21 protein-coding genes and 1 pseudogene are annotated in these 23,804 nt (G+C 61.0%); 10 read left to right on the top strand and 12 right to left on the bottom strand.

Annotated features, from left to right (window positions below):
• The first annotated feature begins 168 nt into the window (after positions 1–168).
• Positions 169–459 carry a hypothetical protein gene (locus AC3WON_RS27770; RefSeq protein ID WP_492353189.1) on the top strand — a complete coding sequence of 97 codons (291 nt, stop codon included), beginning with the start codon at positions 169–171 and terminating at the stop codon, positions 457–459.
• Positions 460–984: 525 nt separating this feature from the next.
• On the opposite strand, the gene AC3WON_RS27775 is transcribed toward AC3WON_RS27770, so the two are convergent.
• Both AC3WON_RS27775 and AC3WON_RS27780 read right to left on the bottom strand, forming a co-directional pair.
• Entirely contained in the window at positions 985–1,167 is a 183-nt protein-coding gene (locus AC3WON_RS27775) for a hypothetical protein (protein WP_492353190.1), read from the bottom strand.
• A gap of 21 nt (positions 1,168–1,188) precedes the next feature.
• Positions 1,189–1,836 (bottom strand): hypothetical protein, encoded by a 648-nt coding sequence (locus AC3WON_RS27780; RefSeq protein WP_492353191.1) that lies wholly within the window; start codon positions 1,834–1,836, stop codon positions 1,189–1,191.
• Between the two features lie 408 nt (positions 1,837–2,244).
• On the opposite strand from AC3WON_RS27780, the gene AC3WON_RS27785 reads away from it, so the two are divergent.
• From AC3WON_RS27785 to AC3WON_RS27795, 3 genes are read left to right on the top strand one after another with little or no spacing between them, the layout of a single operon-like run.
• Entirely contained in the window at positions 2,245–3,321 is a 1,077-nt protein-coding gene (locus tag AC3WON_RS27785; RefSeq protein ID WP_492353192.1) for a PD-(D/E)XK nuclease domain-containing protein, read from the top strand.
• Positions 3,322–4,377, top strand: coding sequence for a hypothetical protein (locus AC3WON_RS27790; protein ID WP_492353193.1), 1,056 nt, complete (start codon positions 3,322–3,324; stop codon positions 4,375–4,377).
• Between the two features lie 13 nt (positions 4,378–4,390).
• On the top strand, positions 4,391–5,092 hold the full coding sequence (locus tag AC3WON_RS27795) for a hypothetical protein (RefSeq protein ID WP_492353194.1): 702 nt from the start codon (positions 4,391–4,393) through the stop codon (positions 5,090–5,092).
• A 343-nt stretch (positions 5,093–5,435) separates the two neighbouring features.
• Here the strand turns inward: AC3WON_RS27795 and AC3WON_RS27800 are convergent.
• The 4 genes and pseudogenes from AC3WON_RS27800 to AC3WON_RS27815 form a co-directional block, all read right to left on the bottom strand.
• Positions 5,436–5,935 (bottom strand): annotated as a pseudogene (locus AC3WON_RS27800) (tyrosine-type recombinase/integrase).
• A 257-nt stretch (positions 5,936–6,192) separates the two neighbouring features.
• The gene (locus AC3WON_RS27805; protein WP_492353195.1) at positions 6,193–6,687 is read right to left on the bottom strand and encodes a hypothetical protein; all 495 of its coding nucleotides are present in this window, start codon (positions 6,685–6,687) and stop codon (positions 6,193–6,195) included.
• 35 nt (positions 6,688–6,722) lie between these two features.
• On the bottom strand, positions 6,723–7,328 hold the full coding sequence (locus AC3WON_RS27810; RefSeq protein WP_492353196.1) for a hypothetical protein: 606 nt from the start codon (positions 7,326–7,328) through the stop codon (positions 6,723–6,725).
• A 248-nt stretch (positions 7,329–7,576) separates the two neighbouring features.
• Positions 7,577–8,998, bottom strand: a complete 1,422-nt coding sequence (locus tag AC3WON_RS27815) for an AAA family ATPase (protein WP_492353197.1) — start codon at positions 8,996–8,998, stop codon at positions 7,577–7,579.
• Positions 8,999–9,789: 791 nt separating this feature from the next.
• Here AC3WON_RS27815 and AC3WON_RS27820 point away from each other — a divergent pair.
• The 3 genes from AC3WON_RS27820 (at position 9,790) to AC3WON_RS27830 (ending at position 12,556) form a co-directional block, all read left to right on the top strand.
• On the top strand, positions 9,790–11,307 hold the full coding sequence (locus tag AC3WON_RS27820) for a hypothetical protein (RefSeq protein WP_492353198.1): 1,518 nt from the start codon (positions 9,790–9,792) through the stop codon (positions 11,305–11,307).
• A gap of 377 nt (positions 11,308–11,684) precedes the next feature.
• Entirely contained in the window at positions 11,685–11,906 is a 222-nt protein-coding gene (locus AC3WON_RS27825) for a DUF1016 N-terminal domain-containing protein (RefSeq protein WP_492353209.1), read from the top strand.
• Between the two features lie 29 nt (positions 11,907–11,935).
• Positions 11,936–12,556: a PDDEXK nuclease domain-containing protein gene (locus tag AC3WON_RS27830; RefSeq protein WP_492353199.1), complete on the top strand. Its 621-nt coding sequence runs from the start codon at positions 11,936–11,938 to the stop codon at positions 12,554–12,556.
• Positions 12,557–12,643: 87 nt separating this feature from the next.
• On the opposite strand, the gene AC3WON_RS27835 is transcribed toward AC3WON_RS27830, so the two are convergent.
• From AC3WON_RS27835 to AC3WON_RS27860, 6 genes are all read right to left on the bottom strand, one after another.
• Complete coding sequence (locus tag AC3WON_RS27835; protein WP_492353200.1) at positions 12,644–12,988, bottom strand: YnfA family protein; 345 nt, start codon at positions 12,986–12,988, stop codon at positions 12,644–12,646.
• 268 nt (positions 12,989–13,256) lie between these two features.
• A complete protein-coding gene (locus AC3WON_RS27840; protein WP_492353201.1) occupies positions 13,257–14,759 on the bottom strand; it encodes a PepSY-associated TM helix domain-containing protein in 1,503 nt (500 codons plus the stop codon).
• A 26-nt stretch (positions 14,760–14,785) separates the two neighbouring features.
• Entirely contained in the window at positions 14,786–15,088 is a 303-nt protein-coding gene (locus tag AC3WON_RS27845; protein WP_492353202.1) for a hypothetical protein, read from the bottom strand.
• The gene (locus AC3WON_RS27850) at positions 15,088–17,550 is read right to left on the bottom strand and encodes a TonB-dependent receptor (RefSeq protein WP_492353203.1); all 2,463 of its coding nucleotides are present in this window, start codon (positions 17,548–17,550) and stop codon (positions 15,088–15,090) included. The genes AC3WON_RS27845 and AC3WON_RS27850 overlap by 1 nt, the downstream gene beginning before the upstream one ends.
• Before the next feature lie 94 nt (positions 17,551–17,644).
• A complete protein-coding gene (locus tag AC3WON_RS27855) occupies positions 17,645–18,676 on the bottom strand; it encodes a FecR family protein (protein ID WP_492353204.1) in 1,032 nt (343 codons plus the stop codon).
• Position 18,677: 1 nt separating this feature from the next.
• Positions 18,678–19,196 carry a sigma-70 family RNA polymerase sigma factor gene (locus tag AC3WON_RS27860; protein ID WP_492353205.1) on the bottom strand — a complete coding sequence of 173 codons (519 nt, stop codon included), beginning with the start codon at positions 19,194–19,196 and terminating at the stop codon, positions 18,678–18,680.
• A gap of 192 nt (positions 19,197–19,388) precedes the next feature.
• On the opposite strand from AC3WON_RS27860, the gene AC3WON_RS27865 reads away from it, so the two are divergent.
• From AC3WON_RS27865 to AC3WON_RS27875, 3 genes are all read left to right on the top strand, one after another.
• On the top strand, positions 19,389–19,889 hold the full coding sequence (locus tag AC3WON_RS27865) for a sigma-70 family RNA polymerase sigma factor (protein ID WP_492353206.1): 501 nt from the start codon (positions 19,389–19,391) through the stop codon (positions 19,887–19,889).
• A 13-nt stretch (positions 19,890–19,902) separates the two neighbouring features.
• Positions 19,903–20,934, top strand: a complete 1,032-nt coding sequence (locus AC3WON_RS27870) for a FecR family protein (RefSeq protein ID WP_492353207.1) — start codon at positions 19,903–19,905, stop codon at positions 20,932–20,934.
• A 211-nt stretch (positions 20,935–21,145) separates the two neighbouring features.
• Positions 21,146–23,647: a TonB-dependent receptor gene (locus AC3WON_RS27875; RefSeq protein WP_492353208.1), complete on the top strand. Its 2,502-nt coding sequence runs from the start codon at positions 21,146–21,148 to the stop codon at positions 23,645–23,647.
• Positions 23,648–23,804 lie beyond the last annotated feature (157 nt).

Consider the following 23,804-nt stretch of genomic DNA (forward strand, 5'->3'; position numbering starts at 1 on the left):
GCCTTGCGCCCGCCCACCCCTATCAATACCTGGGGAGCGGGACTGAACCTGTATGGTTAGGGGGCACTCCCATGCTTCAGTTCTTACTTGCCCATTCTGGGCGATTGGCAATCTCCAGTACCTGCACAATGCAGCAGCGCGCGCGGTCCGCGTATGCGGAGGTGCGCCATGTATAGCCATAGTCATCACGGTATTACGGCGGAACACAATGGTGTCGACATGCTGGTGACCGCCCATAGTCCAGGGGAGAATCCGCTGAGTCTTGCTGTGCAACGGGCGGCGCAGCTTCATGGGCTTTTGCTTGTCGCCAGCGATCATGGGGCGTCAAGTTTGGAACCGGTGGATCTGGAGCAGGGGACCTGGGAGAGCTTGCTTTCCCTCGCGGCCTGGCTGGCGCACGAAACGCAGGTGTTGAGTGAACTGGCCTTGCTGCATGGCCAGGCATTGCAGGCTGACTGACGTTGGGCGGGTGCGCAGCCGTGCAATCGGCTGCCGCCCCATCCTGGGCGATTTGATATTTGGGCAGGCGCCGACGGGCGGCTTGCTGGCGAGGTGGGGGGCCGAGGCGCTATCCAGTCGGAACGATAACAGGCGAGCGCTCATAGGGAAGATCGCTGTAACAGCCACATTTGCTGGTGGGCGCCAGGTGGGAGAGGCCGCCTATCTCCTGTTGCCCTGGCTACTTTCCCGAGAAAGGAAGTTCATTGCCGATCTGTGGGGACTGAGGGTCGCAGAACGACCCATCTCCGTCTTTCGACAGCGGTAAGTTGGATGACTGTTTCCAGTGCCAATGCGGCTATTGGAATCAGTTAAAGGCCTGGCCGCTAGTGGGTCGTTTGTAGCCCATTCGATGCCTCGGCAGATCAGTTTCCTATGCCGGTGTCGCCAAAGCCTTCAGTTCGCGCAGCTATTCAGAAGTCAAAGTCATCTCGGGCGGTGTGGTCGTGGGCGGTCGGTGGCATGGGGAAATCCGCTTGTGCGATGCTATGCCGCGGAGCAAGAGGGTTCGACCCGTGACGGCGCTTCTTGGGGCGGCAGCACATAGTAGCGCTGCGCTGCTCGTCGAAGATAGTCGTTGATTGCCTCGGCCCCGAGATGGCCAGCGGCTTGCAGGCGGTCGCGGGTGGACTCTTCGAGCAGCACGACGGTCGGCGTGGCGGGCAGCATTGCCAAGCCTTGGTCGGCCAGCTAGACCATCGAGTCTGGCAGCACGACACCATTATCGAGAGAGTGTGCCAACCAGCGTCGCGTGCCAAACCGCAGGATGCGTCTGCGGAACTCCATGTCCATTGCCATCGACACGACAGCTCGCGACACGCTCTGCGACCCCTCGCCGCCGGCGTAAACGATTTTGACCGTGGATCCGGCATTCGCCTTTTCCATTTTCTCCAGCTTTGCCTTGGCGGGGGGCGGCGAGGACAGGCCCATGATCGACTCGCCGTCTGGACGTGGGCGTAACGCGACCGATGCCCGGACGCACAGCAGGACGAAGCAGGCCGAAATATGGTCGTGCGCGGAGAACGGGCGCGATTGTTCGATTAGCGCGACCTGGCGCTGATAGTTGTCCTCGTTGGACTTCAGCATGCCGCTTTCGGCTGCCTGATCCCACAGCCGTTTGACGACGAAGGCGTCGGCCAGCGCAGGGGAAAGTTCTCGATCGGGGAACTCTTTGTCTCCGACCTGCAGGCGGCCATCGGTCCACAACCATTCCCTAAGATGGGCCTTGGGAATGACATGCTGGTCGATCGTGATCTGATGCGGATTCCTTATGCGCCCGCCGGCGTCCGTCTCCATGACGGTTGGGATTTCATGGCGAGAATGGTTCTTCTTATACATATACGTGGTCTTGAGGGGCGCTCGCCCGGCATCCTAGATGCTTGGCGAACCACCCGGTATTTGGCAATGCTAGCGCTCAGCCCGGGCCCTTTGCGATCCCAATCGCGAGGGGAATCGCCATGAGGCACCGTCTACTGCCGGCGGGGCATACCGCCACGATTCTCAAGGTTTCCTAATGCGGCGTTTGTCCAGCGGGTTTTGAAAGGTCGGCGCGCGCGTTCAATTCAAATGTCGGTGCGGGCGTGCATTTTGTGCGGGGTTGGATGCTTTTGTGGGGCGATGGTAGGGCGGTGGTGCTGGTCGAAGGCAGTCTGTGGCGGGGCCGATGCCCTGCAGAGGTAGGGGATGCCCAGGCGGGGCGGATGGTTGATAATTTTTCGTTTCAGGTTGCAGGGCATTGGAGACGAGATGAGTGGTGGCGAAACAGCACCCACAGCGGAGATGGCGAATCGCATTTCGCAGGATATTTTCGCGTGGTTCCGATGGAAGCGGGTCGATTTGCTCGACCAGAATTTCACTTGCGTGAAGGCCACCAAGCACTCCGGGAAGGAGAAGGCGGAACATACCCATCCGGTGGATGTCGTGTTCGGTTATGTGGATCCCTATCTGAACCGCCGGATCCTTATGAACATGGATCTGAAAAGCTATTCGAAAAGCAGTATTTCGGCCTCGCCGGTACGTGCCGCGTTGAAATCGTTGGCGCAGACCATCGACTGTGCGCGATCCAGTGAGGAGTGGGACAGCCGCTATAACCTAGAAGAGGGTGACAGCGAAATCCGCGGCGCCTTGTTTGTCTACAACCACGACGCGGAGTATGACAAGCATTTCTACGACATTTTCAATCCGAAGAAGTCCGGTCGCTTTGAGCACGGCGAGCGAGGGATCCGCACCGAAAACCTGCCGCTCGAACCGAACATGCTGCTGCATGTGATTGACCCGTTGATGATTAACTACATGACCACGATCATCTCGGATGCCAATCGCCTGCACCGGGAAGGCAGCTTCCCGGAAACCACGTACCAGTTCTACTATCCCGAGCTGCGCCGGCATCGGGTGTTGGTGCGCTCGGACGAGGCGCCGGCCACTATCGAGCAGATTGCCGGCCCGTTCCTCATCATCTTCCATGATGCGGTGACGAAGTACGATGAAAAGACCAAGGCGAACGTCGAGCGCCACGGCCCGGGCTACGTGATTTACTACAACCGGCCGGGCAACAGTCATGTGGAATTCGTCTATCTGTTCGACTGCCTGGCGACCTGCCAGATTCCCCAGGCCGGACAATCACTGCGCATCCGCGTGGCGCATCATCAGCCACACAACAACATCCGCAGTCACTTTCAGCGCGCGATCGAAGCTTATCTGCAGGACTGGGGCTTCGATGCGGCCAAGCGAGAGATGCTGGAAGCGATCCAGCTCGAGATTATTGAGATCGAGAAGAAAACCTTTTCGAAGACGGAACTGGGCTGGGAAAAAAAGGGTAAGTAAATGGCCATCTATAGTGCTGGAGACAAGGCGATCTTCGATGCCTTGAACCTGCCGGCTGTCACGAATCAGCACCTGCGTGAGCTGTTCATCAGCCGGGGGATCATCGTCTCAAAAGGGACCCCGCGCCGTAATCTCGCCGACTACTATTCGCGCCTGGCGCATGACTATCAGGACTATCAGACGCTGGCCAAGCTGTTCGGCTCGCCCGTGCGTCGTGAGCGGATGTCCTCGCTGCGGGTGGTGTCGAAATCGGTGGAACTCGGCCAGTTCGAAGCGGCGGCGCACAAGCTGTGCGACGCCATCCGCGCCGGCGGCGATGTCGCGAACGTCCGGGTGCGGGAGAACGGCAGTTTTGACGTCGTGGTGAAATACCTGGTCACCCAGTTCAACCACACGGAATTCCGCCAGGTGGTTGCCAAGGAAGCGACCCTTACGGTCGAGGCATCCGGCCCGGACATTGCCATCAGTGGCCCGCATAATGATCACGTCGACGAGTGGACGCGCACCCTGATTGCGGATGTGGCCAAGGAAATCGACGACACGCTCGACATCGACGAAGTGTCCCTCGAACACGTCCACGATCCTGCCAAACGCTCGCAGTTCTTTACAGAGCTCATCAAGCACGTGAAGGGCTTCAAGTTTCGCGATGTCACGGACGCCTATGTCTACAAGCCGAAGTTGAATGCGGACGGCCAGGACGAGGAACCGGATCCCGCCACCGACATTGGCGTGCATATTTCCAAGGCATCGCTCAAGGGGGAAGGCGTCCTGCAATCCGACGAGTTGCGGGTTCTTTTCGCCAAAGGCTTTTATCTGTGGAAGATCGTGTGGCAATCCGTGAACGACAACGCGATGGAGCCGGATCTCTATGAGTTCGAGGCGCAGTTCTCCGAGCCGGAGACCTGTACCAAATTCTCGTACTTGCCCCGCGGGTTCTACAAAATGCAGGAGGACTCGAGTTTCAACAAATCCCGTACGGGGCTGACGGATGGCGAGGACACCACGCTTGGACGGCGCATCGAAGCGGCGGCCCGGGCGGTAGTAAAGATGCTGTAAGGCGCACAGCGACATGGCAATGGCGAAGACGAAATGGATTGAGATGCATCTCGGCCTCGGGATGCGGGCGCTCGCGGCGCGCCTGGCAAAGTCCGCCTTCACGCTCGACGGTGGTCTCGGTTTCGAGCTGCTGGAGGTCCGCAACAAGCGGATCGAGGCTCGTTTCATCGAGCGTTTTGTCCAGCGCGAGACGATCGAGGATCCGTTTGGTGAAATCCGGCACGTCGAGTCCGTACGCTACACCATCTTCCGGTTCTATTTGCTGGCGGTCAGCGGTGGGCGCTACCTCATCGTGCTGATCGATCCCCCCCGGTCCGTCCGGTCGTTCGTGACCGTGTTGTCGGACGCCGTCGAATTCGGCATGTCGGTCGAGGCCGTGCGCTTCGATGTGCTGGCGCTGCTGGACGTCCTGCGTGCCGCCCCGCCCATTGGCCATCTGGTGGTGCGCAAGGTGAAAGCGGCCGGCGCGCTGCTCGGCGGCCATGCCAGCGTCCGGTTGGAACTTCAGTCGCAGGGCAACGCGAGTGATGACCTACGCGCTGCCTTCCCGAAATTTGCGCCGGTGATCGAGCGGGTCTGCTTCCAGTTCGTCCACGACGGGAAGGGCGAGGGCGGCGAGCTGTCGGCCTCGGGGACCCTGGTTATCAGCGATCATCTGATGGAGACGTTCGTCGGCCTCCTGCTTCCTGTCCTGGAAGCTGGCGATTTCGCGTGAGCCGGGTCGGGCTCGTGCTTGTACTGGTGATCCAAGTCTCCGGCGCACCGGTCGAAGCGCGCCAGGTCGGCGGAAATGCGGTCAGGAAATCCGGCTGCAGTACGGTGGCTGCGCCGGTGGTTTGCCGTCCGCGAAATTGAAGCACCGATAGAAAGAATGGCCCAGCTTATTTTGCTCCCCAAAGTGCTGGCATGTCTGGAGCTATTCCCAGCCCTTTCGGCCAAGCCAGAATCGGGCGAAGGGAACGAGGGGCGGCTTTGAGATAGGACGCGGCCCCCCACCTGCTGGCTAGCTACCGTCGGCTCCTGACCGGCAAGCAACCGCTCGCCGGCCAGCTTCGACTTCATACTTCAGTTTGCTCCGCCATCTCAAGGGCGTAGTCGACCTCAATGCCGAGGTATTTCACGGTGATTTCGAGCTTGGAATGTCCGAGTAGCAACTGCACGGCGCGAAGGCTTTTCGTTCGCTGGTAAATCAATGAGGCTTTCGTGCGGCGCATGGCATGCGTACCGTACGCCGTATCATCAAGCCCGATAGAGCCAATCCATCGTTGGACCAGCCGGGCATATTGTCGCGTTGAAATATGCGCCGACACATGCAGCCGTTTTGATAGTCGGTGTGTCTCAATCGGCGGGCTTTGATCCAAGGTTCGATGCTCTGACGAGTTTGCTACGTTATCTCGAATTGAACCGGGCGTTGCGTCGTCTTCTGCATGACGAGTGCTCGCGATCCGACGTGGCTGCCTTGGCAGATATCGTGGACGAGCAACCGAGTCAGGTCGCATGCCCGAAGCTTGATATCAATCGCAAGATTGAACATAGCCAGTTCAGCCATCTGCAGCATTGTTCGAATCGCCCAGATTTCCGCAAGCTTCAATTGGGGCCTTTGTCCGGTCAGCTTGCCTTTGTTCTACGGCACGCGGGAGGTAGGGAGCTCCTTACGCGTATCCACCTTGATCTCCGTCCAGTTGGAGGGGGGCAGGTGCGTGCACACCCCTTTGCCAGGGGGGCGCTGATCGACCCTAAGCGGCCCTTGCCGATCAAAAACCGGACATTCAATCGCCTTGTAGGTGATGCCGGAATGTGGGGTAGGGAGGACTCCTAGATCTGGCTCACAATTGAACGAATCTCGTAAAGCTTACTGCTCACGTCATGGAGCCGCGAGATGAAGTCATCGAGAAAATCATTGGTTACCTCAAAGTATTTCTCTTTTGAGTCATTTCGACGGTGAAGTATCTGCGCCCCCGCCTTGTTCGTGATAGGGTAGGAATGGACGAAATCGGATCGTTGCGTATTCAAAGTCTCAAACATGTCCGCAGCCACGTTCCCAATTTTCCAAATATTCAAGTTCCTTTTCTTTTCTCCTTTAACCGTCTTACGGAATGAGCTGAGTATTTCGCCACCAGTGCCTGATTCTATCTCTTGACGATTAAGGCCGTGGTCGAGATGACACGCAATCTCAGCCATGAAGCTGCTGAGGGACGCGAAGCCATAGAGCGCAACTCCGAGGCGGAAAATATAGCCGTTATCACTCGGCAACGCCAACCTGGTCTGACTCTTTATAGAGTTGAAATCTGTTTCAGTGTTCGTGTTCACAGTATAGTTCTCTTGTTGGAATAGCGTTTCCAAAACTAGCGTGCTCTCTTCGCCTTTGTCGAAGCCTTGGTCGCGCTGCCACGTCTTTGTGCTACAGCCTGACAGGCCCGCTCCGCGCTCTCCATCTCCGAAATGCTCGTGGCAGTCGATACCAGTGTGTAGAGTGCTTTGGCGTCAGCGGCATCCAAACCAAATCGCGCACTGATACTGGCTTCGGCGTCATTTTGAGAGAATGCCTTGGCCTCTACACTGGATGCTAGATATTCAATGCACTTCTTGACGTCATTTATCTGTCGCGCACGCGACATGGCACGTGCTAAAAATTTCTTCTCAAGAACCTGGGCTTTTGCCAAACCACATGCGTCAATGACTGCGGCACCTCGCTCGGTGATAGCAGAAAAGACGAAACTGCTATTGATCTCGATATGCTCGTCATAGCGATGGAGGTGTGGGTGAAACCAGATGAAACCGCCTGCCCCCGGGTATTTGCTGATTGGGCGGGCCTGTGAGCGATTGCGCAGTGGATCGTGAGTCCCTTTAAGCGTATTGCATTGCTTGCAGATCACAACCAAATTCTTAGGCTCATAGGTGAACTCGGAGTATCCGAGGGTGCTTCGCCGCTTTCTCGGATCATTGCTCATGCCTGCTGCCCTGGTGCAATCCTTTGAGGCGCTTTTTGGCAGGATGTGCTCGATCTCTCGATGTCCGTTCGCATCAGCCTCGATCGGTACCTGGCAGTACGCGCAACGCCAATTCTGTAAGTCCAGTAGGCGCTCACGAAGCTCCTGGATTGCGTCATGTGCGGTAGACCATTCTCCGGTACACGACCTGACTCGCCTGAACAAAGGACGGTCTTGTCGTTCCCATTGCAGCTTCACAAAAAAGGTCATTAATGCGCCTCTGCTCCGGAAATGTGCCGACGACCGCGGCGTGGGCCGAGTGTTTTGATGATATCTGCGAAGACTTGACGCAATGGATCGAACGGGGGAAGTTGCGTCATGGAATTTTGCAGGTGCTCAGACCATTCGGCGACGTCCGTGGCCGAAATTGGCTTCCGTGCACTAATGGCTGCCAGAGCCATGTTTGCAACCTCCAGAAACTTCCCGGATCGTGTCGTAGGCAGTTCAAACAGCTCGTCATACACGTCCGAAGCATGCCAGCCAAACGGCGTCACAAGCTCTTCGCTGCGCACCACGGCGTTGGCCCTGCGTCCACGCTTCAGCGTGCGGACGTTGCCCCAGTCGGGGGAGACGCCTGAAGCGATCAGGGGGGAGTGTGTGGCTACCACAATCTGGCAGTTATTAAATGCGCGCAAACATCCATAAAGCTCGGGCATAAATGCTCGCTGCCAGCTCGGGTGCAGGCTATTTTCTGGCTCATCAACAAGAATCAGCGAATCATCTCGCAATTCCGCGACCAGTGCGCCGAATGTGCCCAACCAACTCCATTGACCAGAACTTAGTTCATCCCCTGTCAGCATTGCTGACGCAGTACGGCCTTTGCGCTTAAACTTAGTTCGGACAATTTCTACGGCACCGGCGATAAGCAACAGCTCCCACATTGCTACGCTCAGGCCTTGCAGAGGCGTGCTGCGCTGAGGTGTAAGCGTAAGCGCCGGCCGACCTTGAGAGAGGCGCTCAATGGCACTAAGAGTTTTTTGCCGCACAGACCGGTCGTGGAGGAAGTGTTCTATCTCCTGCACCAAGGCCTTCGATTCGCGATGTGTTGGGCCCTGCGTGTCGACGGCTTCTTTTAGTTTGCTATAGAGAACCTCGGTGAGCAGTTTTTCAGTATGCCTTCCGGCGAGCGATGAGCGCAGGTATACTGCAACAAACGGTTCTAGGCCGAGATGTCCAAATACCTGCGAGAAGAGTTCACTACGCTCCTTCAACAAATGACGGTTCGAGAGCAAAGAGCCGACGAGGCTTCTTTCGCTTTGTCCTAAGCCAGACATGCCATTGCTCGCACGCTGCCCAAGGTATACAAAGCTGTTGTTGTAGCTAGACGACTTTCGGCGGGACCCTAAGTCGCGGGTGCCTGCACGTGGGAACCGGTCCAGCGGCGTTCCTGAAATCGCAATCACCCTCGCTGGTTTGGTTTCGGGAAGGGTAAAATTAACGCGCGGCTTTCCGAGTGAGCGATAGAATGAGTTGCCTAAGGCAGCTTCCGTCAAGCATCGCAGAAGGTAGCTTTTCCTACCTCCATTTTCCGCGATAAAGACGGTGACCCAATGAGCGCCTTCAACAGCAGTGGGAGCAATGGGAAGAATTCGCTGAAACCCGCCGCCGGTTGACCGTAATGTGCGAATCATTTTCGTTGTTATGGACTATTTGTTCTCGAATGGCGGCCGGCTCGTCCGTAGCCTGCGCAACAGGGAGATGGCAGTCTTCGTCGCGCGTCCCATGGCAAGCCACGATAGAGCGACGATGCTACCACCTTTCATTCTTTACGGTTGCGACGAAAGAGACCTTTAATTCGGTAAATTGAGTGATTGCCGATGAGGATGCACTGGCCATCGCGCGACCTATCGCGACGAATTATCGTGCGGGGCGCCATGCATGCATCAATAGGGTGGAATCACCGTCGGCTCACCCACGGCCGTGACTCGATCGAAAGAGCCATCTCTTGCCAAGGCTCGAAGGAATGCCTCGAATCGCGAGGAACGCTAGCCAGCAGAGTTAGCTTCTATGGTGCGGAGGGGCATTTGAATGAACGTTCCAGAACTTAATTGCGAGCGTCGCCTTCTGGCCGAATTCGCAATGAGTAACGGCCATTGGCGATGACCGACGGTCATTTGCCTCCGTTTGGCGGTGTGCGTGCCGCGCGCAACGAGGGAATGCCGACGGCCGCAAGCAAGCCCTCGAGCGAGAAGATCGAGCGCCGGTTGATCGGCGCTTTACACCACCGAGTGGATGGGCTCCCCACAGCGCGGTGAACGACCCTTTTCCTGATATAGTTGCGGCAGGCTGTCGTCGCCTGCCGCACGCGCCCTTCGGGGCATGACGAAGACGAAGTTTGAAGGCACCTACCCCATTCCGTAATCGTTGTTTTCGATGGGCGGCCCGCAAAGCGTGCACCGGATTTGCCGCCCTGGAGAAAGCAATGGACATTCAGCAGTTGAAGCTGCTGGCCGGGCTCGTCCGCGGCCTTTTGCAGCCCTCACATCCTTCCCTCGGTCACAGCCAGTCGCTCGATCTCATTGCGGCGCTCCCCGGGCTTCGTAGCTGGCCCGAAGTGTTGGCGTTCCCGGGTCGGGTTGCCGCCACCGAGCTGGACGCCACTTCGACCAGCCGCCTGGCTTTTCGCCTGAAGAAGCGCTTTGCGGTGGACCTGTCGCCGCAGGAACTCCTTGAAGCGCTCTCGCCCCCCGGCACTGTCGTCACCCGGAGCGCACCCCACATTTGGCCGACGGGTCCCGTTCCCGGCGTGTACGTCACGACGTCGCAGGGCGCGATCGACGCTCTGCTGGAAGCATACGAGGACGCCACCGACGGCGCTCTGATCTACGCCGAACGCGCCGGAAACCGGTGGGCAGGCAGCATCGACCTGGGCGACTACGGCCTTTGGTCCGCAGGGCTAGATCGGGTTCCGAGCGGCACGCTGCTCGTGGTCGGTCCGCTGCAACTCGACCAGCAGTCGTGGAACGACGCGGCCGACCGGTTGGAAACGGCCTGCTTGCACGCCCAGACCTCCGGCCATCGCGTCGCGGTTCTGCTCGACACGCCCACCCCAGACACACTCCACGAGGATCTCCGGCTGATGGTTGCGTCACGCCCCAACCATACCGACGAGGAGACGGCATTGATTGGTGTGGTGGCCGACAATGGCGAGCTGGAAGCTCGTACCCCGTTCGCCCGTCCATGGCCCATGATCGAGCCTGTGCCGACCACGGCCACCACCGACGCGCTCCCCACTGCCCTCCTCAACCCGCTGCGCGAGGCCTTAGCTGGACGCACGAACGGCCTCCTGCTGTTCGGGTCGGCGGACATCAAGGATCACTCGGGCGTCGAACTGGTGGCGGCGTCGCTGGCACTGACTGAACACTGCGGGCCTGCGGCCCGGATCATGCCGCGTCACCGTTCCACCCCGTCGAAGGATTGGGACGTGCCGGAGCCCATCCGCCAACTGCCCTTCCTCCCGTCGCTTGAGAGCGCCTACGCGCAGGGCTATCGCCGGATGATTTACCACCCGGGGTACACCCGCGCCGAACGGCTGATCGAGTACAGCGACGACGCACTGCTGATCAGTGGCACGTACGGCGTGGAAGTCTCCGACGTGTTCATGGGGACGGCGCGCAGCGGTGGAGTGCAAGACGAGGAAAGCCTGCTGGCCCGGGTCATCGCCATCGCGTCCATGGTGACGATCAAGACGAACGATGGGGACACCTCTCTTCCCAACCTGTTCCTGGCGAATGGTCACGCCGTCGGCGCCCTGAAGAAGTTCAAGGAGATCGACGACTTCCTGACCGCCCACCGCCTGCTGCGCTGGGAGGACGAGCTCACCCGTCTTCTCGACACCGGAGCGGTCACCACCGAATCAGTCCAGGAGGCTTTCCCACGTCGGCATGGGATCATGGCATTCCTCGACGAGTACGCGAGGAAGAACGGCATGGCGGCGTAACAGCAGGCGGGGGGCGGCGTCGCCATGGCACCGGTCCTCCTGCTCCACAACAAGACGGGCGGGGGTGTCATGAACGTGGGATGGTCTTTCGATAGGTAGAAGCCCGACGCTCGCCTTGCGGAATCCAACGACGGATTGCAGTCTGAAGCAGACGTCTGAATGTCCGATCGAGGATGCGAACGCATGACGCTTCCTTGGCGGCTACTGCCATTGCACTTCACGTCATCCCCGCTTGATGCGGGCGGGGGAGGCGTGAGGCCCGCGTTCGGCGATAAGGTCGATAACGACCCCTTTATCCCGCCTTGGTCGCCCTGTACTGAGACATCGGCAAGGAAATCCTGGAACCGCAGTCTAGGCAGGCCTGGGGCGCCAAAGTAATCGATCGTCTGGCACAGGATTTGCGCAACGCGTTCCCTGATATGAGCGGCCTGTCGCGCTCCAACTTGATGGCAATGCGCGCCTTCGCGCAGGCGTGGCCGGACCCGGCAATTGTCCAACAGCTTGTTGGACAATTGCCTTGGGGGCACAACCAGGTGCTGTTACAGAAGCTCAAGTCGGTTGAGCAGCGCGAGTGGTATGCAAAGCAGGCGCTAACCTAACCTATGGCTGGTTCCGAGCAATACTCCTAGTGCAGATCGAGACCCGGCAGATCGACCGCGCAGCGCAGGCGCCGAATAACTTTGCTGCTCAGTTGCCATTGCCACAGTCTGATTTGGCCCGCGCCACGCTCAAGGATCCCTACGTTTTCGATTTTTTGAGTTTGCGTGCCGACGCGACCGAACGAGACCTGGAGGTAGCGTTGGTCGATCACATAACTCGTTTCCTTTTCGAGCTCGGAGCCGGCTTCGCCTATGTCGGTCGACAGGTTCGCCTTGAAGTTGGAGGCGACGACTTTTATCTTGATCTGCTCTTCTATCACCTTAAGCTGCGCTGCTATATCGTCATTGAACTGAAGACTGGCGCCTTTAAGCCCGAGTATGCTGGCCAAATCAGTTTCTATCTATCCGCGGTCGATGCGCAGATGAAAACCGAGGCCGACCATCCGACCATTGGGTTGCTCCTATGCCAGGAGCGCAATCGGTTGGTGGTGGAGTACGCGCTACGCGGCATGGGCAATCCTATTGGCGTCGCTCAGTACCAGTTCGTTGCGGAACTCCCTGCCGAACTCCAGGAAAGCTTGCCGAGCGTCAAAACATTGACGCAAGAACTGGAATTGGACGTGCGGCCGGAGCATGGCGATCCAGAGTGAGGCTGGCCGCGGACCATTCTCAGAGGCCGCCTGCACCAGTGATTTGCTGTGGCGGCAGCAGGAAAAATCCACCCTGCGCAAGTCCCGTCAGGCACGTGGCTGAAACATGATGATTGCCATCCCACAAAAGGCAACCAGCACCCCCGCGATATCCCATTGCGTCGGTCGCACCTTGTCGACCGCCCAAAGCCAGGCGATTGCGACACCGATGTAGACGCCGCCGTAGGCCGCATACACCCGACCCGCTGCCGCTTCGTGATGCGTCAGCAGCCATGCGAAGAGCGCCAGGCTAATCGCCGCCGGCAATAGCAGCCAGGCGGAGCGTCCTTGTTTGAGCCAGAGATACGGCAGGTAACAGCCGATGATTTCTGCAAGCGCTGTTGCGATGAACAGTCCGGTCGTTTTCGCAATCAAGATTAGTGACGCCACCATCGGTAATCTCTATATGGCCAGCTATCGAAGACAAACAAGCGGCGTTTCTGCCGATGCCCATATGTTAACAGCGGCGCATGAGATCCTGGACGTGCCGCGGTTCGGACGTGTGGTTCGTCAATTGCCGGTATTCGCCCAGATATGGCTGGAACTGCGGATCCCGACAGCTAAGGCCATCTCGTGAGGGCGGGAATGATCCCCTGGGGTGTAGCCGCCCGGCTCTTCATGTGCCCGACTACCCGCCCGAAAGCCAATGGCGTGCGCGATCTCAAGATGCCGCTGAATGTGCCGTGAGAGGGGTGAGGCCGCGCACGCCATAGAGAGCCAGCGCTGCCAGAAGCAGCAGCACAGCATCCACACCCAGCACCGCGGCCGGAATCCGGGCAAGGCCCGAACCATAGGCGCTGGTCGTCCATGCGTTGAGCACCACGCAGCCGATGCCAAGCATCGCAATGGCCCACGCCTGCTCCCGCCAGGCCTGCGAGCCACGCAGGGCGTGCACGAAGCAGCCGCCCCATAGCGCGCAGAAGGCGGCAACTTCAAGTCCTGCGCGCTCCAGCCCGCCCCACTGCGCCTGTTCGGGCAGCAGACGGTTGGCGCACAGGTAGCCCAAGGTTGCCACGATGATGCCGGTGACGCTGCCAATGCACATGGCTTCCACCAGGCGCCGGCGCCAGCCGGGCGGCCTGGCGGACCGCCGCGTCGCCAGCCAATAGACCATGCTCGATGCGATCAGCACGCATCCGGACAGGCCCAGGCAGAAATAAAGCCAGCGTAATAGCCAATGCTCGAACTGGATGAAATGCAGGCCCGAGATAAAGCGCTGGACGCCCATGGCCGGCGCAGCCTCGAACCGGTGTAACAGGTTTCCGGTCGCGCCATCGAAGAACAGCTGGTCCAGATTCATCGGCACGTCGCGCGCGTACGAGCGGCGCAGTTCCACGTAGCAGCTGGTGTCGCCGGGGTTCCATACCCGTACGAAGTAGGGCTCGGCGCCATTCCCCCACAATCGCCGGGCTTCGTCCGCCATGCCATCCAGTGACGCCAGGGGCGGTACATCCCCCCGCAGGTTGGCGCGCGGACGGCTGTAGCGGCCATAGCCATCGGCCTGTACGGCGGCCTTGGCTTTCGGGCCGCTACCGTAGAGACCCTGGTGGGCATGCGGAAAGTAGAAGGCCCAGAAGATGACGAGCCCCGACAGCGTGATGGCGAAATGGAAGGGCAGGCCCATCACTCCCGTGATGTTGTGCAGGTCCAGGCTGCTACGCGGCAGGCGCTTGCGGGGGCGGAACGTGAAGAAGTCCGCCCAGATCTTGCGGTGGACGATGACACCGCTGACGAGCAGCACCAGCATGCCCATGCCGGCCAGCCCCACCAGCCATTTGCCTGCATCCTTCCATGCGATGTGCAGCCCGTAATGGAAGGGGAAAATGAATCCGCTGGCGCCCAAGGTCCCCGGGTCCTCGATGACGGCAAGGCTCGCGGGGTCCAGGTAGTGCTGACCCCGCGCACCCTCGCGGGTCTGCCAGGACAGGCGCAGTACCGGCGTACGCGCCGTGGGCCAGTCGATGCGCCACTGGCGCGCATCCGCCGGCACCAGCGCCTGCGCCACGGGCACCATGGCATCGAGGCGCGGCGGCCCCTGTGGTTCGGGCAGGCGCGTGGCAGGCATCATCCAGCGGTCCAGTTCCCGGTCGAACACGCTCAGCGTGCCCATCCAGAAGATGGCGAACAGCAGCGCGCTGAGCACGATGCCCGCCCAGGTGTGCACGCCATCCAGGCTTCTCCGATAGCTGCTCATGCCAAGGCGCTGCCATCGAGCAGCCAGAAGGCAAGGGCCAGCAAAGCGGCCCATAGACACAGCCCGCACAGCAGGCGCGGCAAACTGGAGCAGGTCAGCCCGAACATCAATATGATCAGATAGGCCGGAAACCCGAGCATGGCGGCGGTCACCACCGCATCGGACGGGCTCATGCCGCATCGGGCGAGCGCAATGGCACCGTCCGCTACTGCCAATGCCGTGATCCCATAGCCGCCGCCAATGGCGATGACGGCGCGCAAGCCCGCCATGCCGGAACGCCCCATTCGCCGGTCAGCCATCAGAAGTTGAGCGAATAGCCCAGGGACACGGTGCGCCCGCGCCCCGCAAAGTAGCGCAGCGGCTCCACCAGCGCACTTTGCGAGTAGTAGGTGATGTAGTCCTCGTTGAACAGGTTGGCCACGGCCAGGCGCAGCGTGCCCTTCGGCAGTTTGTAGTTGAGGCTGGCATCTACCAGCGTATAGCCGCTGAAACGCTTGGCGGGATCATCGAAGTTCTTGCTGAAGGCATGCTGGACCTGGACAAAGGAGGACAGGCGCTCGTTCCACTGCGCTGTCCAGGCGAACATCAAGCGGTCTGGAGCAATATTCAAGCCGTCCAGCCTGGCGTCCAGGCTGCCGTTGCCATCGCTGTCGTAGCGGCCCCGGGTATGGACATAGGACAGCTTGGCCTTATGGGCACGGCTGAATTGGTAGCCCAGGCTGCCCTCCACGCCGTCGATTTGGTTCTTCTCGCGCGCCAGCATGAAGGCGTCGTTCACGCGAATCACGCGCGCGCCGTAGTCAGAGTCGGAACGGAAAAAACTGACCTCGCCCTCCCAGGCTCCGCGCTTGAGGCGCGTGCCCACTTCCACGCTATTGGTGATGATAGGAACCAGGCCGCGCAAGTCGTTCACGCTCTGCCCGGGTGTATTGATGGCTCGCAGCACACGACCCACGTCGGGCATGCCAAAGCCCTCGGAGTAGCTGGCAAAGACGTTCCAGCCTGCGACGGGCTCGAGGACCAGGCCAAAGTTGTAGAGCGTCTCGCTGAAATTCAGCTTGCCGCCTTCCACCGCGACCCCGTTATAGCGGGCCAGGGTGCGGTAGCTGTCGATGCTCAGGTCGGCGAACTCCTGCCTGACGCCGCCATGCAGCGTCAGCTTGTCGAACGGCTTGTACTCTGCCTGCAGGAACAGCGCCAGGTCACGGTATTCGGACTCCGGCACGTAGGTTCGGCCCGTGCCGTACAGGTCCTGCTTGCCTTTGTCGATCAGCGTATCGAAGCCAGCGGTGAGCTTGAGCCGGTTGTCCAGCAGATCGGCCTTGGTCAGGCTCACCTTGGTGCCAAACTTGGACGATACGGCGCGCGATTGATCATACAGCGTTCCTATCGGAGCGATGGTGGCATCCTGGAACGTAGCCGAGTTGTCCGCACCAAAGAGCGCCTCGAAATCCTGGTAGAAGGCGACAGCCGACAGCTCCATGCCAGCCAGGTCATAGTGGTTGTAGCTGATGCTGGAGGTCCACACATCGTTCCAGGGCGGCGTGCCTTCGGGCTCGCCGCGCACCGAGGTGGTGGGAATGCCCAGCGTGCGGTTGCCCGCCACACCGATGTAGTTGGCCTTCGACTTGATGCGGTAGCGGTTCACCGACAGTTGCAGCCGCTGGTCATCGTCCAGCCAGTAGCCCAGCTTGCCCAGCACGTCATAGCTGCGCGAGTCCATCAGGTCGCCCTGGGTGTTGTCGGCACCGATGGGACGCCCTTGCGCGTCCAGGTACAGCCCCTGGTCCTCCGCGGAAACGGAGAATAGGTAGTCGAGCTTGTCCTTGCGGCCACTGGCAAGATAGGAGGCCTTGTAGTTCATCACCTCGCTGTCGATGCGGTAGGTCGGCATCGTAGTCTGCACGTCCACGCGCTGGTTGAAGGCGCCATTCTCCGGGCGCTTGGTGATGATGTTGATGGTGCCGCCCGTGGCACCCAGCCCGTTGATGGCGTTTGCCCCCTGCACGACCTCGATGCGCTCGACCATCGAGAAGTCGATGGTGTGCGCCTCGCGGCCCGTCGGCCGGATGGGGTTGGACTGCGGCACGCCGTCGATCAGGATCAGCGGCGTGCGCCCGCGCAGGGTTTCGCCGCTGCCGTTCATCTTGCCGCGGCTGGGCGTGTATGACGGGATCAGGTTGCTGAGCACGTCCGACGAATTGGTCGAGATCGCCAGCTCACGTTCGATCTCTGCCTGGCCAATGATCTGCACTGTCTGCGGCGCCTTGTCGGCTTCAATATTGGAACGCGAAGCCATGACCAACACGGGCGCGAGGATCTCGTCTCCCGGCGTGCTGTTCGCCGCCACGCCGGTACCGATATTGCCGGACGGAGCCGCGTCGCTGGTGGACTGCGCTTTGGGGGGAGCGACAGCTGTCACCGGCGCCAGCAGATAGCCGGCATCCGTCCTCCGGATGGCCAGGCCCGTACCGCCGAGCAATTGCGCGAAGCCTTCATCCACGCCGTAGCGGCCGTCAAGACCCTGCGTCCTGAGCGTGGCGACCTGCCGGGCATCCACGACCAGGGCCACGCCGGCCTCCTGGGCAAAGCGATTGAGCGCCGGCGCCAGGGGGCCTGCCGGAATGCTGTATTGCTGCTTGCTCGCCGCAGGGGCTGGCTGGGCCCTGGCACCGGCAGCAACAGAAGCCAGGGCCAGCGACAGGGAAATCGCGAGGGGCGACAGGCAGCGGCGTGGGCTGAAACGCTTTGCGACACGCATTTGAAGAAATCCTTTGTTCGATGAGTTCATCGGCATTGACGAACCAGAACAAAGAATTGGAACCACGCCGGAAAGTTTTTTTCTCCGGCTTGACTCAGGATGCGGATTGCAGGTCTACCCAGACCCAACGTCCTGCCACGGAACGAACGTGCAACTGGGGGAAGTTGCGCAGCAACAGCTGCAGCGCCTTGTCTGTGTCATCCAGAGGCAGCACGCCTGTCACGCGGATATGCGACAGCGCGTCGCGCTCGAAGCGAATGGGACCGGGATGGTGCCGCGCCAGCTGGTCGAGCACCTCGGGTAGCGGACGGTCATCGACCACCAGCTGATGCCTGCGCCAGCCTTGCTCCACGCCAAGTGGGTCAATGTCCTCCACCGCATCGACCCCGCGGCGGTCCAGGCGCACGCGCTGGCCTGCCTGCACCACCAGCGCGTCACGGCTGCCTGCCTGCCACTGATCGGGCGTCTGCACGGCCACGCGGGACTCCAGCATCTCCAGGGTCATGCCGCCATCGTCATAGGTGACGGCAAAACGCGTACCCAGGGCCCGGATACGACCCAGCGGTGTTTGCACATAGAAGGGGCGCCGGGCATCCTTTGCGACGTCCACCAGCACGCTGCCGCGCACCAACTCAATGACTCGGCTGCTGTCGTCGAAGCGCCAGTTGATCGCGCTCACGCCGCTCAGCGTCACCTGCGACCCGTCGCTCAGCGTGCGCTGGCTCCATTGCCCGCCATTGCTGTGCATGTCAGCCCACAGATTCGCCGGGGGATAGTTGTGCACGACCAGCCAGGAGGGCAGGGCAAGCAGCAACACCAGCGCCAGCGCTCCGCCAAGACCGGCCACCACCCGGCGCCTGCCGGTTCGCCGCACGCCCGCATGCGCGGCATTCAGCGCCGCGTGCGCTGCGCGGGCATCGGATGGCGATGCGCTACGCACCTGCTGCACCTGACTGATGAAGGTCTCAAGCCTGGCCGCGGCTTCGGCATTTCGGGGAGCGATGGCTTTCCAGGCCTCGAAACCCTCGCGGGCCTTGGCTCGCTCGGCTTCATCTTCACTGTTCAGCAGCACGATCCAGGCAGCGGCCTGCTCGGCGACGTCCGCGCCAGAGGACTCAGGCAGCATGTCAGGACGCCAGCACGGTGTGGCAGTGCGCGAGTGCCTGGATCAGGTACTTCTGCACCATCTTGGTCGATACGCCTAGCTCCGCCGCCACCATCGCGTGGGTGCACCCTTCCAGGTAACAGAGTAGAAAGGCCCGTCTCGCCTTTGCCGACAAGCCGTTCAGCGCGGCATCGATCCGCATGAGCGCCTGCACGGTCTGCGCGACTTCCTCCGCAGAGGGCCCTCCCTGTGCCGAGGCCATAACCAGCGCGAGCTCTTCCAGGTACGCCTTCTCGATCAAGTCTCGTCGCACCTGGTCGATAAGCAGGCGCTTTGCTGCCGTCGCCAGATAAGCGCGTGGCTCGCGCATGGCCCGCAGGGCGTTACGGGAGCCCAGGATGCGCAGGAAGGTGTCATGGGCCACGTCCGCTGCATGATGGCTGCATCCGAGCTTGCGGCGTAACCACCCAAACAACCATCCATGATGATCGCAATAGAGCGCGCGCATTTGCTGCTGCATTGCCGTTTCCTCGGCTGACATACCACTCCAGAACGGCGTCGAACCACCATCAAAACATATTGAGAATTGTTCTCATTTTAGCAGTAATGAATATTCGGCTCAATTGCACCGCTCGTGCCTGATTTTTTCGGCAGTCCCAGCCTTGACGCGGAGCGTTAGAAATGATAATAAGTCGCATTCAATCTGATCGCCACCGCTTCCGCGTTCTCCACAATGCCGTCCCGACCTTTGCGCGCGTTGGGCCTGTTCGCCTATTACGAGGAACTGGTCGACACCTGGACGCGCCGTCTCAGGGACCGGCACCAGGCGGAAGATCTCACGCAAGATGCCATGCTGCGCATGCTGGAGACCAGCACGGTGCCACAGCAGCCGCGTGCCTACCTGCATCAGACAGCCCGTAATATCGCTATCGACGGCTTTCGCCGGCAGGGCGGACGCGAGTCGGTCACGCTTGACGTTATCGAGGCGCTTCCGGCAATGTCGGGCGACCCCGTGGCGAACCTTCACGCTGTGCAGCTGGCGGGCCGCATCGAGCAGGCTCTGGCCGAACTGCCGCTGAAATGCCGGCAGGTTTTTGTCTGGCAGCGCCTCGATGGTTGCTCGCAACAGGAAATTGCGGACCGCCTCGATATTTCCAAGAACATGGTCGAAAAGTACATGATCCGCGCGATGCGGCACTTGCGCGAGCGTGTGGGATCGCTTGACCAGCACTGATGATCTGCCGCACATGAGCACCCCCGACGATCCGCGAGCCGCGGCAGAGCGCTGGTTCGCACGGGCACAGGATGCCGGCTTCGGTCCTGAGGAGCAGCGCGCATTGGACGACTGGCTGGCCGCATCCCCGCGGCACCGGTCTGAATTCAAGGCGCTGGAACGCCTCTGGCAGGCGGCGGGCATGGTAGATCCGGCGCGCCTCCGGGCGCTGGCTGAGCCGGTCTCCGACCCCATTCCCGGCGTCGTCGTCGCCGGCGGACACAAGCAGTGGCGCTGGCGGACGGCAGTAGCAGGAGCGGCCTGCGCTGTCGTCGTCGGAGCGGGCTGGCTGCTATGGGCAGGCGGTTCAACGCCCGACGCTCGGTTTGCTCCGACCATGGCGGCCGCGAAAGAGCACTATGCCGCAAGCTTGGCGACCATCGCGGGCGAGCGCCGCATATTGAGCCTGCCCGACGGTTCTCGCATCGAGCTGAATACCCGCAGTCGCGTGTCGGTGCGATACAGCGAGGGCTCGCGCCTGGTCGAGCTCCTGGAGGGCGAGGCAATGTTCGAGGTGGCGCACGACGCAGCGAGGCCATTCGTGGTTGTCGCCGGGACAGGACGGGTCACCGTTACCGGAACCCGCTTTGATGTGCGGCGCAATGCGGTCGATGGCGCTGCCGTGGCTGTCTATGTCGAATCCGGCTCGGTGAAGGTGCAGGGAGCGCGCGTGAATTCCAGCGTCCCGTTGACGGCCGGGCAGGGCACTACGGTCACGAACGACGGCGCCGTGGCCCCCGCGGCGCCCATCAGCCTATCCGCGGCACTTGCATGGCGTGAAGGCAAACTCGTGTTTCAGGACGTGCCGTTGGCGGATGTGGCCGCGGAAGTGTCACGCTATCGCCGCGAACCGGTTCGCGTGGCAGATAGCGCAACCGGCCGCCTGCGCGTGAGCAGCGTGCTAAGGACGGATGACACCGACGCCCTGCTGGACGCGCTGCCACGGTTCCTGCCGGTTGGCGTGCGTACGCTGCCGGACGGCAGTACGGTGATCTTCGCGCAATAGTCCGGCACAGTAATTTGCCAAATTAGCTGTTTCGATTCAGGTTTTCGCTCCGGGTTTCGTCTTATCCCCGACACGCTGCCCGCACTGCGCATGTCGCCGTGCTGATACCTCCCGACGCAATCCGAATCTGACTACCGTGAATCCGTCTCGTCCAAACGCCCCGGCGCGCCGCCGACCCTCCGACTATCGCGACGCCGCCATGCGCCCGTCCATGCTGGCCTGGCGCCGCGGCTGCGTGGCCGCCGCCGCTGTTGTCACCACGGCTCTTGCCGGCGCCGTGCCGGCGATGGCGCAGACAGCCGATGCGCTGACCGCGCGCCCCATTGCCGTGGACATCCGTGCGCAGCCGCTTGGCGAAGCACTCGTGCAGCTTGGCAGGCAGACCTCGCTGCAGCTCTTCTTTGCTCCTTCACTGGTAGCTGGCAAGCAGGCGCCGGCCATACGCGGCAATATGGCACCCGAGGCGGCCCTCGAGGCGCTGCTTAAAGGGAGCGGCATTCGCTACCAGCGGCAAGATGGCAAGGGATATGTCCTGCAGCCGGAAGCCCGGCAACAGGCGCTGGATGCCGCGGGCACGCCGGCGTCTGCCGACGCATCGGCCCGTGGCACGACCGGCATGGATGCCGCGGCCATGCTGGCGCCCGTGGAAGTCACGGCGTCGCGGGTGTCCAGCGATCTGGTTCGCCCGACGCGCCAGGCAACCGTGATCGAGCGCGCGGAACTTGAGGAGTTGAAGACCGGCTCCGACAGCCTTGCCACCGTGCTCGCCAAGGTCGTGCCTGGGATGGCAGATTCCAGCCACACCATTACGGACTTCGGCCAGACCCTGCGCGGCCGTGGCATGCTGGTGCTGGTCGACGGCGTGCCGCTCAACACTAACCGCGATTCGTCGCGCAATCTCGCCAACATCGATCCGGCGCTGGTGGAACGCGTGGAAGTGTTGAGGGGAAGCAATGCGATCTATGGTGGTGGCGCTACCGGCGGCATCGTGTCGATTACTACGCGCCCCGCTGGCGGCCAGCCGCAGGCGGACACCACTGTGTCCTTTGGCACGCCGCTCACGCGGCTGCGTGCCGATGGCCTGAACGGCAGTGTGCAGCAGCATTTCGCTGGCAGCGAGGGCATTGTTGACTATGCTTTTGATGTAGGCGTACGCCATACCGGCAATTCGTATGACGCAAAGGGGCAGCGGATCGCGCCAGAGCCCAGCCAGGGCGACATGTTTCAGTCCAACGCCTACAACATTGGGGGCAAGCTGGGCCTGCGCTTCGCCCCTGATCAACGTGTGCAGCTGGCAGTGAGCCACTACGATGCCAGCCAGGACACAAAGTTCGCCTCCGATCCGAGCGTGGCGAAACTTCCGGCCGGCAGCGTGCCAGCGCGCGACATCGGCGGTCTGCAACTCGACGACCAGAACCGCATTCGCAACACGCTGGTGAACCTGGAATACGAGCATCGCGACCTGCTCGGCAGTAAGCTCTCGGCACAGTTCTACTACCGGGACTACTTCGCCCGTTTCACGCCATTCGATGCGCGTGCCGTTGCGACACGTGGTGGCAATGTCGACCAGGCCATGCAGAATTCAGAGGTATTTGGTAGCCGGCTGACCATCAAGACACCGCTGACAAGCGACCAGCGCACCAGGCTGGTATGGGGCATGGACTTCGAGCAGGAACGCAGCGACATGCCGATCGACATCTTCGATGCGGCGACCTACGACGCGAGCGGCGGGCGTGTGTTCACGAAGACGGGAACGCTCACCTATATGCCCCCGATTACCACGCGCAGCCTGGGTGGCTTTGGCCAGATCCAGCACAAGTTCAACGAGCGCTGGTCGGCCGAGGGAGGCCTTCGCTACCAGTACGCTCGCGCCAGCTTCGACGACTTCGTGCCGCTTTCCCAGTCGCGGCTGGCGGCCCCGGCGACAGTCAAGGGCGGATCGGTGGACTACAGCGCGCTGCTGGGCAACATAGGCATCGCCTTTCGGCCGGTGAAGCAGCATGAGCTCTATGTCGCATTCAGCCAGGGCTTCAACCTGCCGGACATCGGCTTGCAGGTGCGCAACGCCAGAGCCGGCTTCAATATCGGCTCGTCGGATCTGCAACCGGTCAAGACCAACAATTACGAACTGGGCTGGCGCGGTGCCTTTGACAATACGCTGGCTTCGGTTGCACTCTTCTATACCACCTCGGACCTGGGCGACGTCCAGAGCTTCAATAACGGACTGATTCTCACCAGGACGGCTGAGCGCATCTACGGGGCGGAGGCGGCCGTCGACTACCTTTCCGATAACGAGCAATGGGGTGCCGGCGGCACGTTCACATGGATGCGCGGGCGCGAGACGCCGCAGGGCGGCAGCAGCCAGCAGATGAGTGGGTACCGCATCCCGCCGCTGAAACTGACAGGGTACGTGCAGTACCGTCCCGTGCCTGCCTGGAACAACCGGCTGCAAGCGAGCTTCTTCGCCGGACACGATTACAGGCTTAACGGCGTGGACAGCTTTGGCCGGCGTGACGTGAGCAGCTACACAACGCTTGATTTCATCAGCAGCTACAAGCTGGGGAAAAAGGACACCGTCACGGTTGGTATCCAAAACCTGCTGAACCGCTACTATTACCCCCTTTACAGCCAGCTCCTGCGCAATAGCAACAATACCAGCCACTTGCCGGCGGCGGGCATCACCCTGACGGCGACGTACCAGCATCGCTGGTAGGTATGCCCTTGTTTTTTTGCTGCAATGTTTGCCAGCCAGGCTCCGACGGGCTTTTTGGCCGGACATTGAACGAGTCATCCATGTGGCGCGCATACTAGCGATGCCTAGGCCACATCCCCCTAAAGTCTCCCAAGCCGCCCGCCGTTAACCCCCAATC

Source organism: Cupriavidus sp. FW305-46, assembly GCF_058787075.1.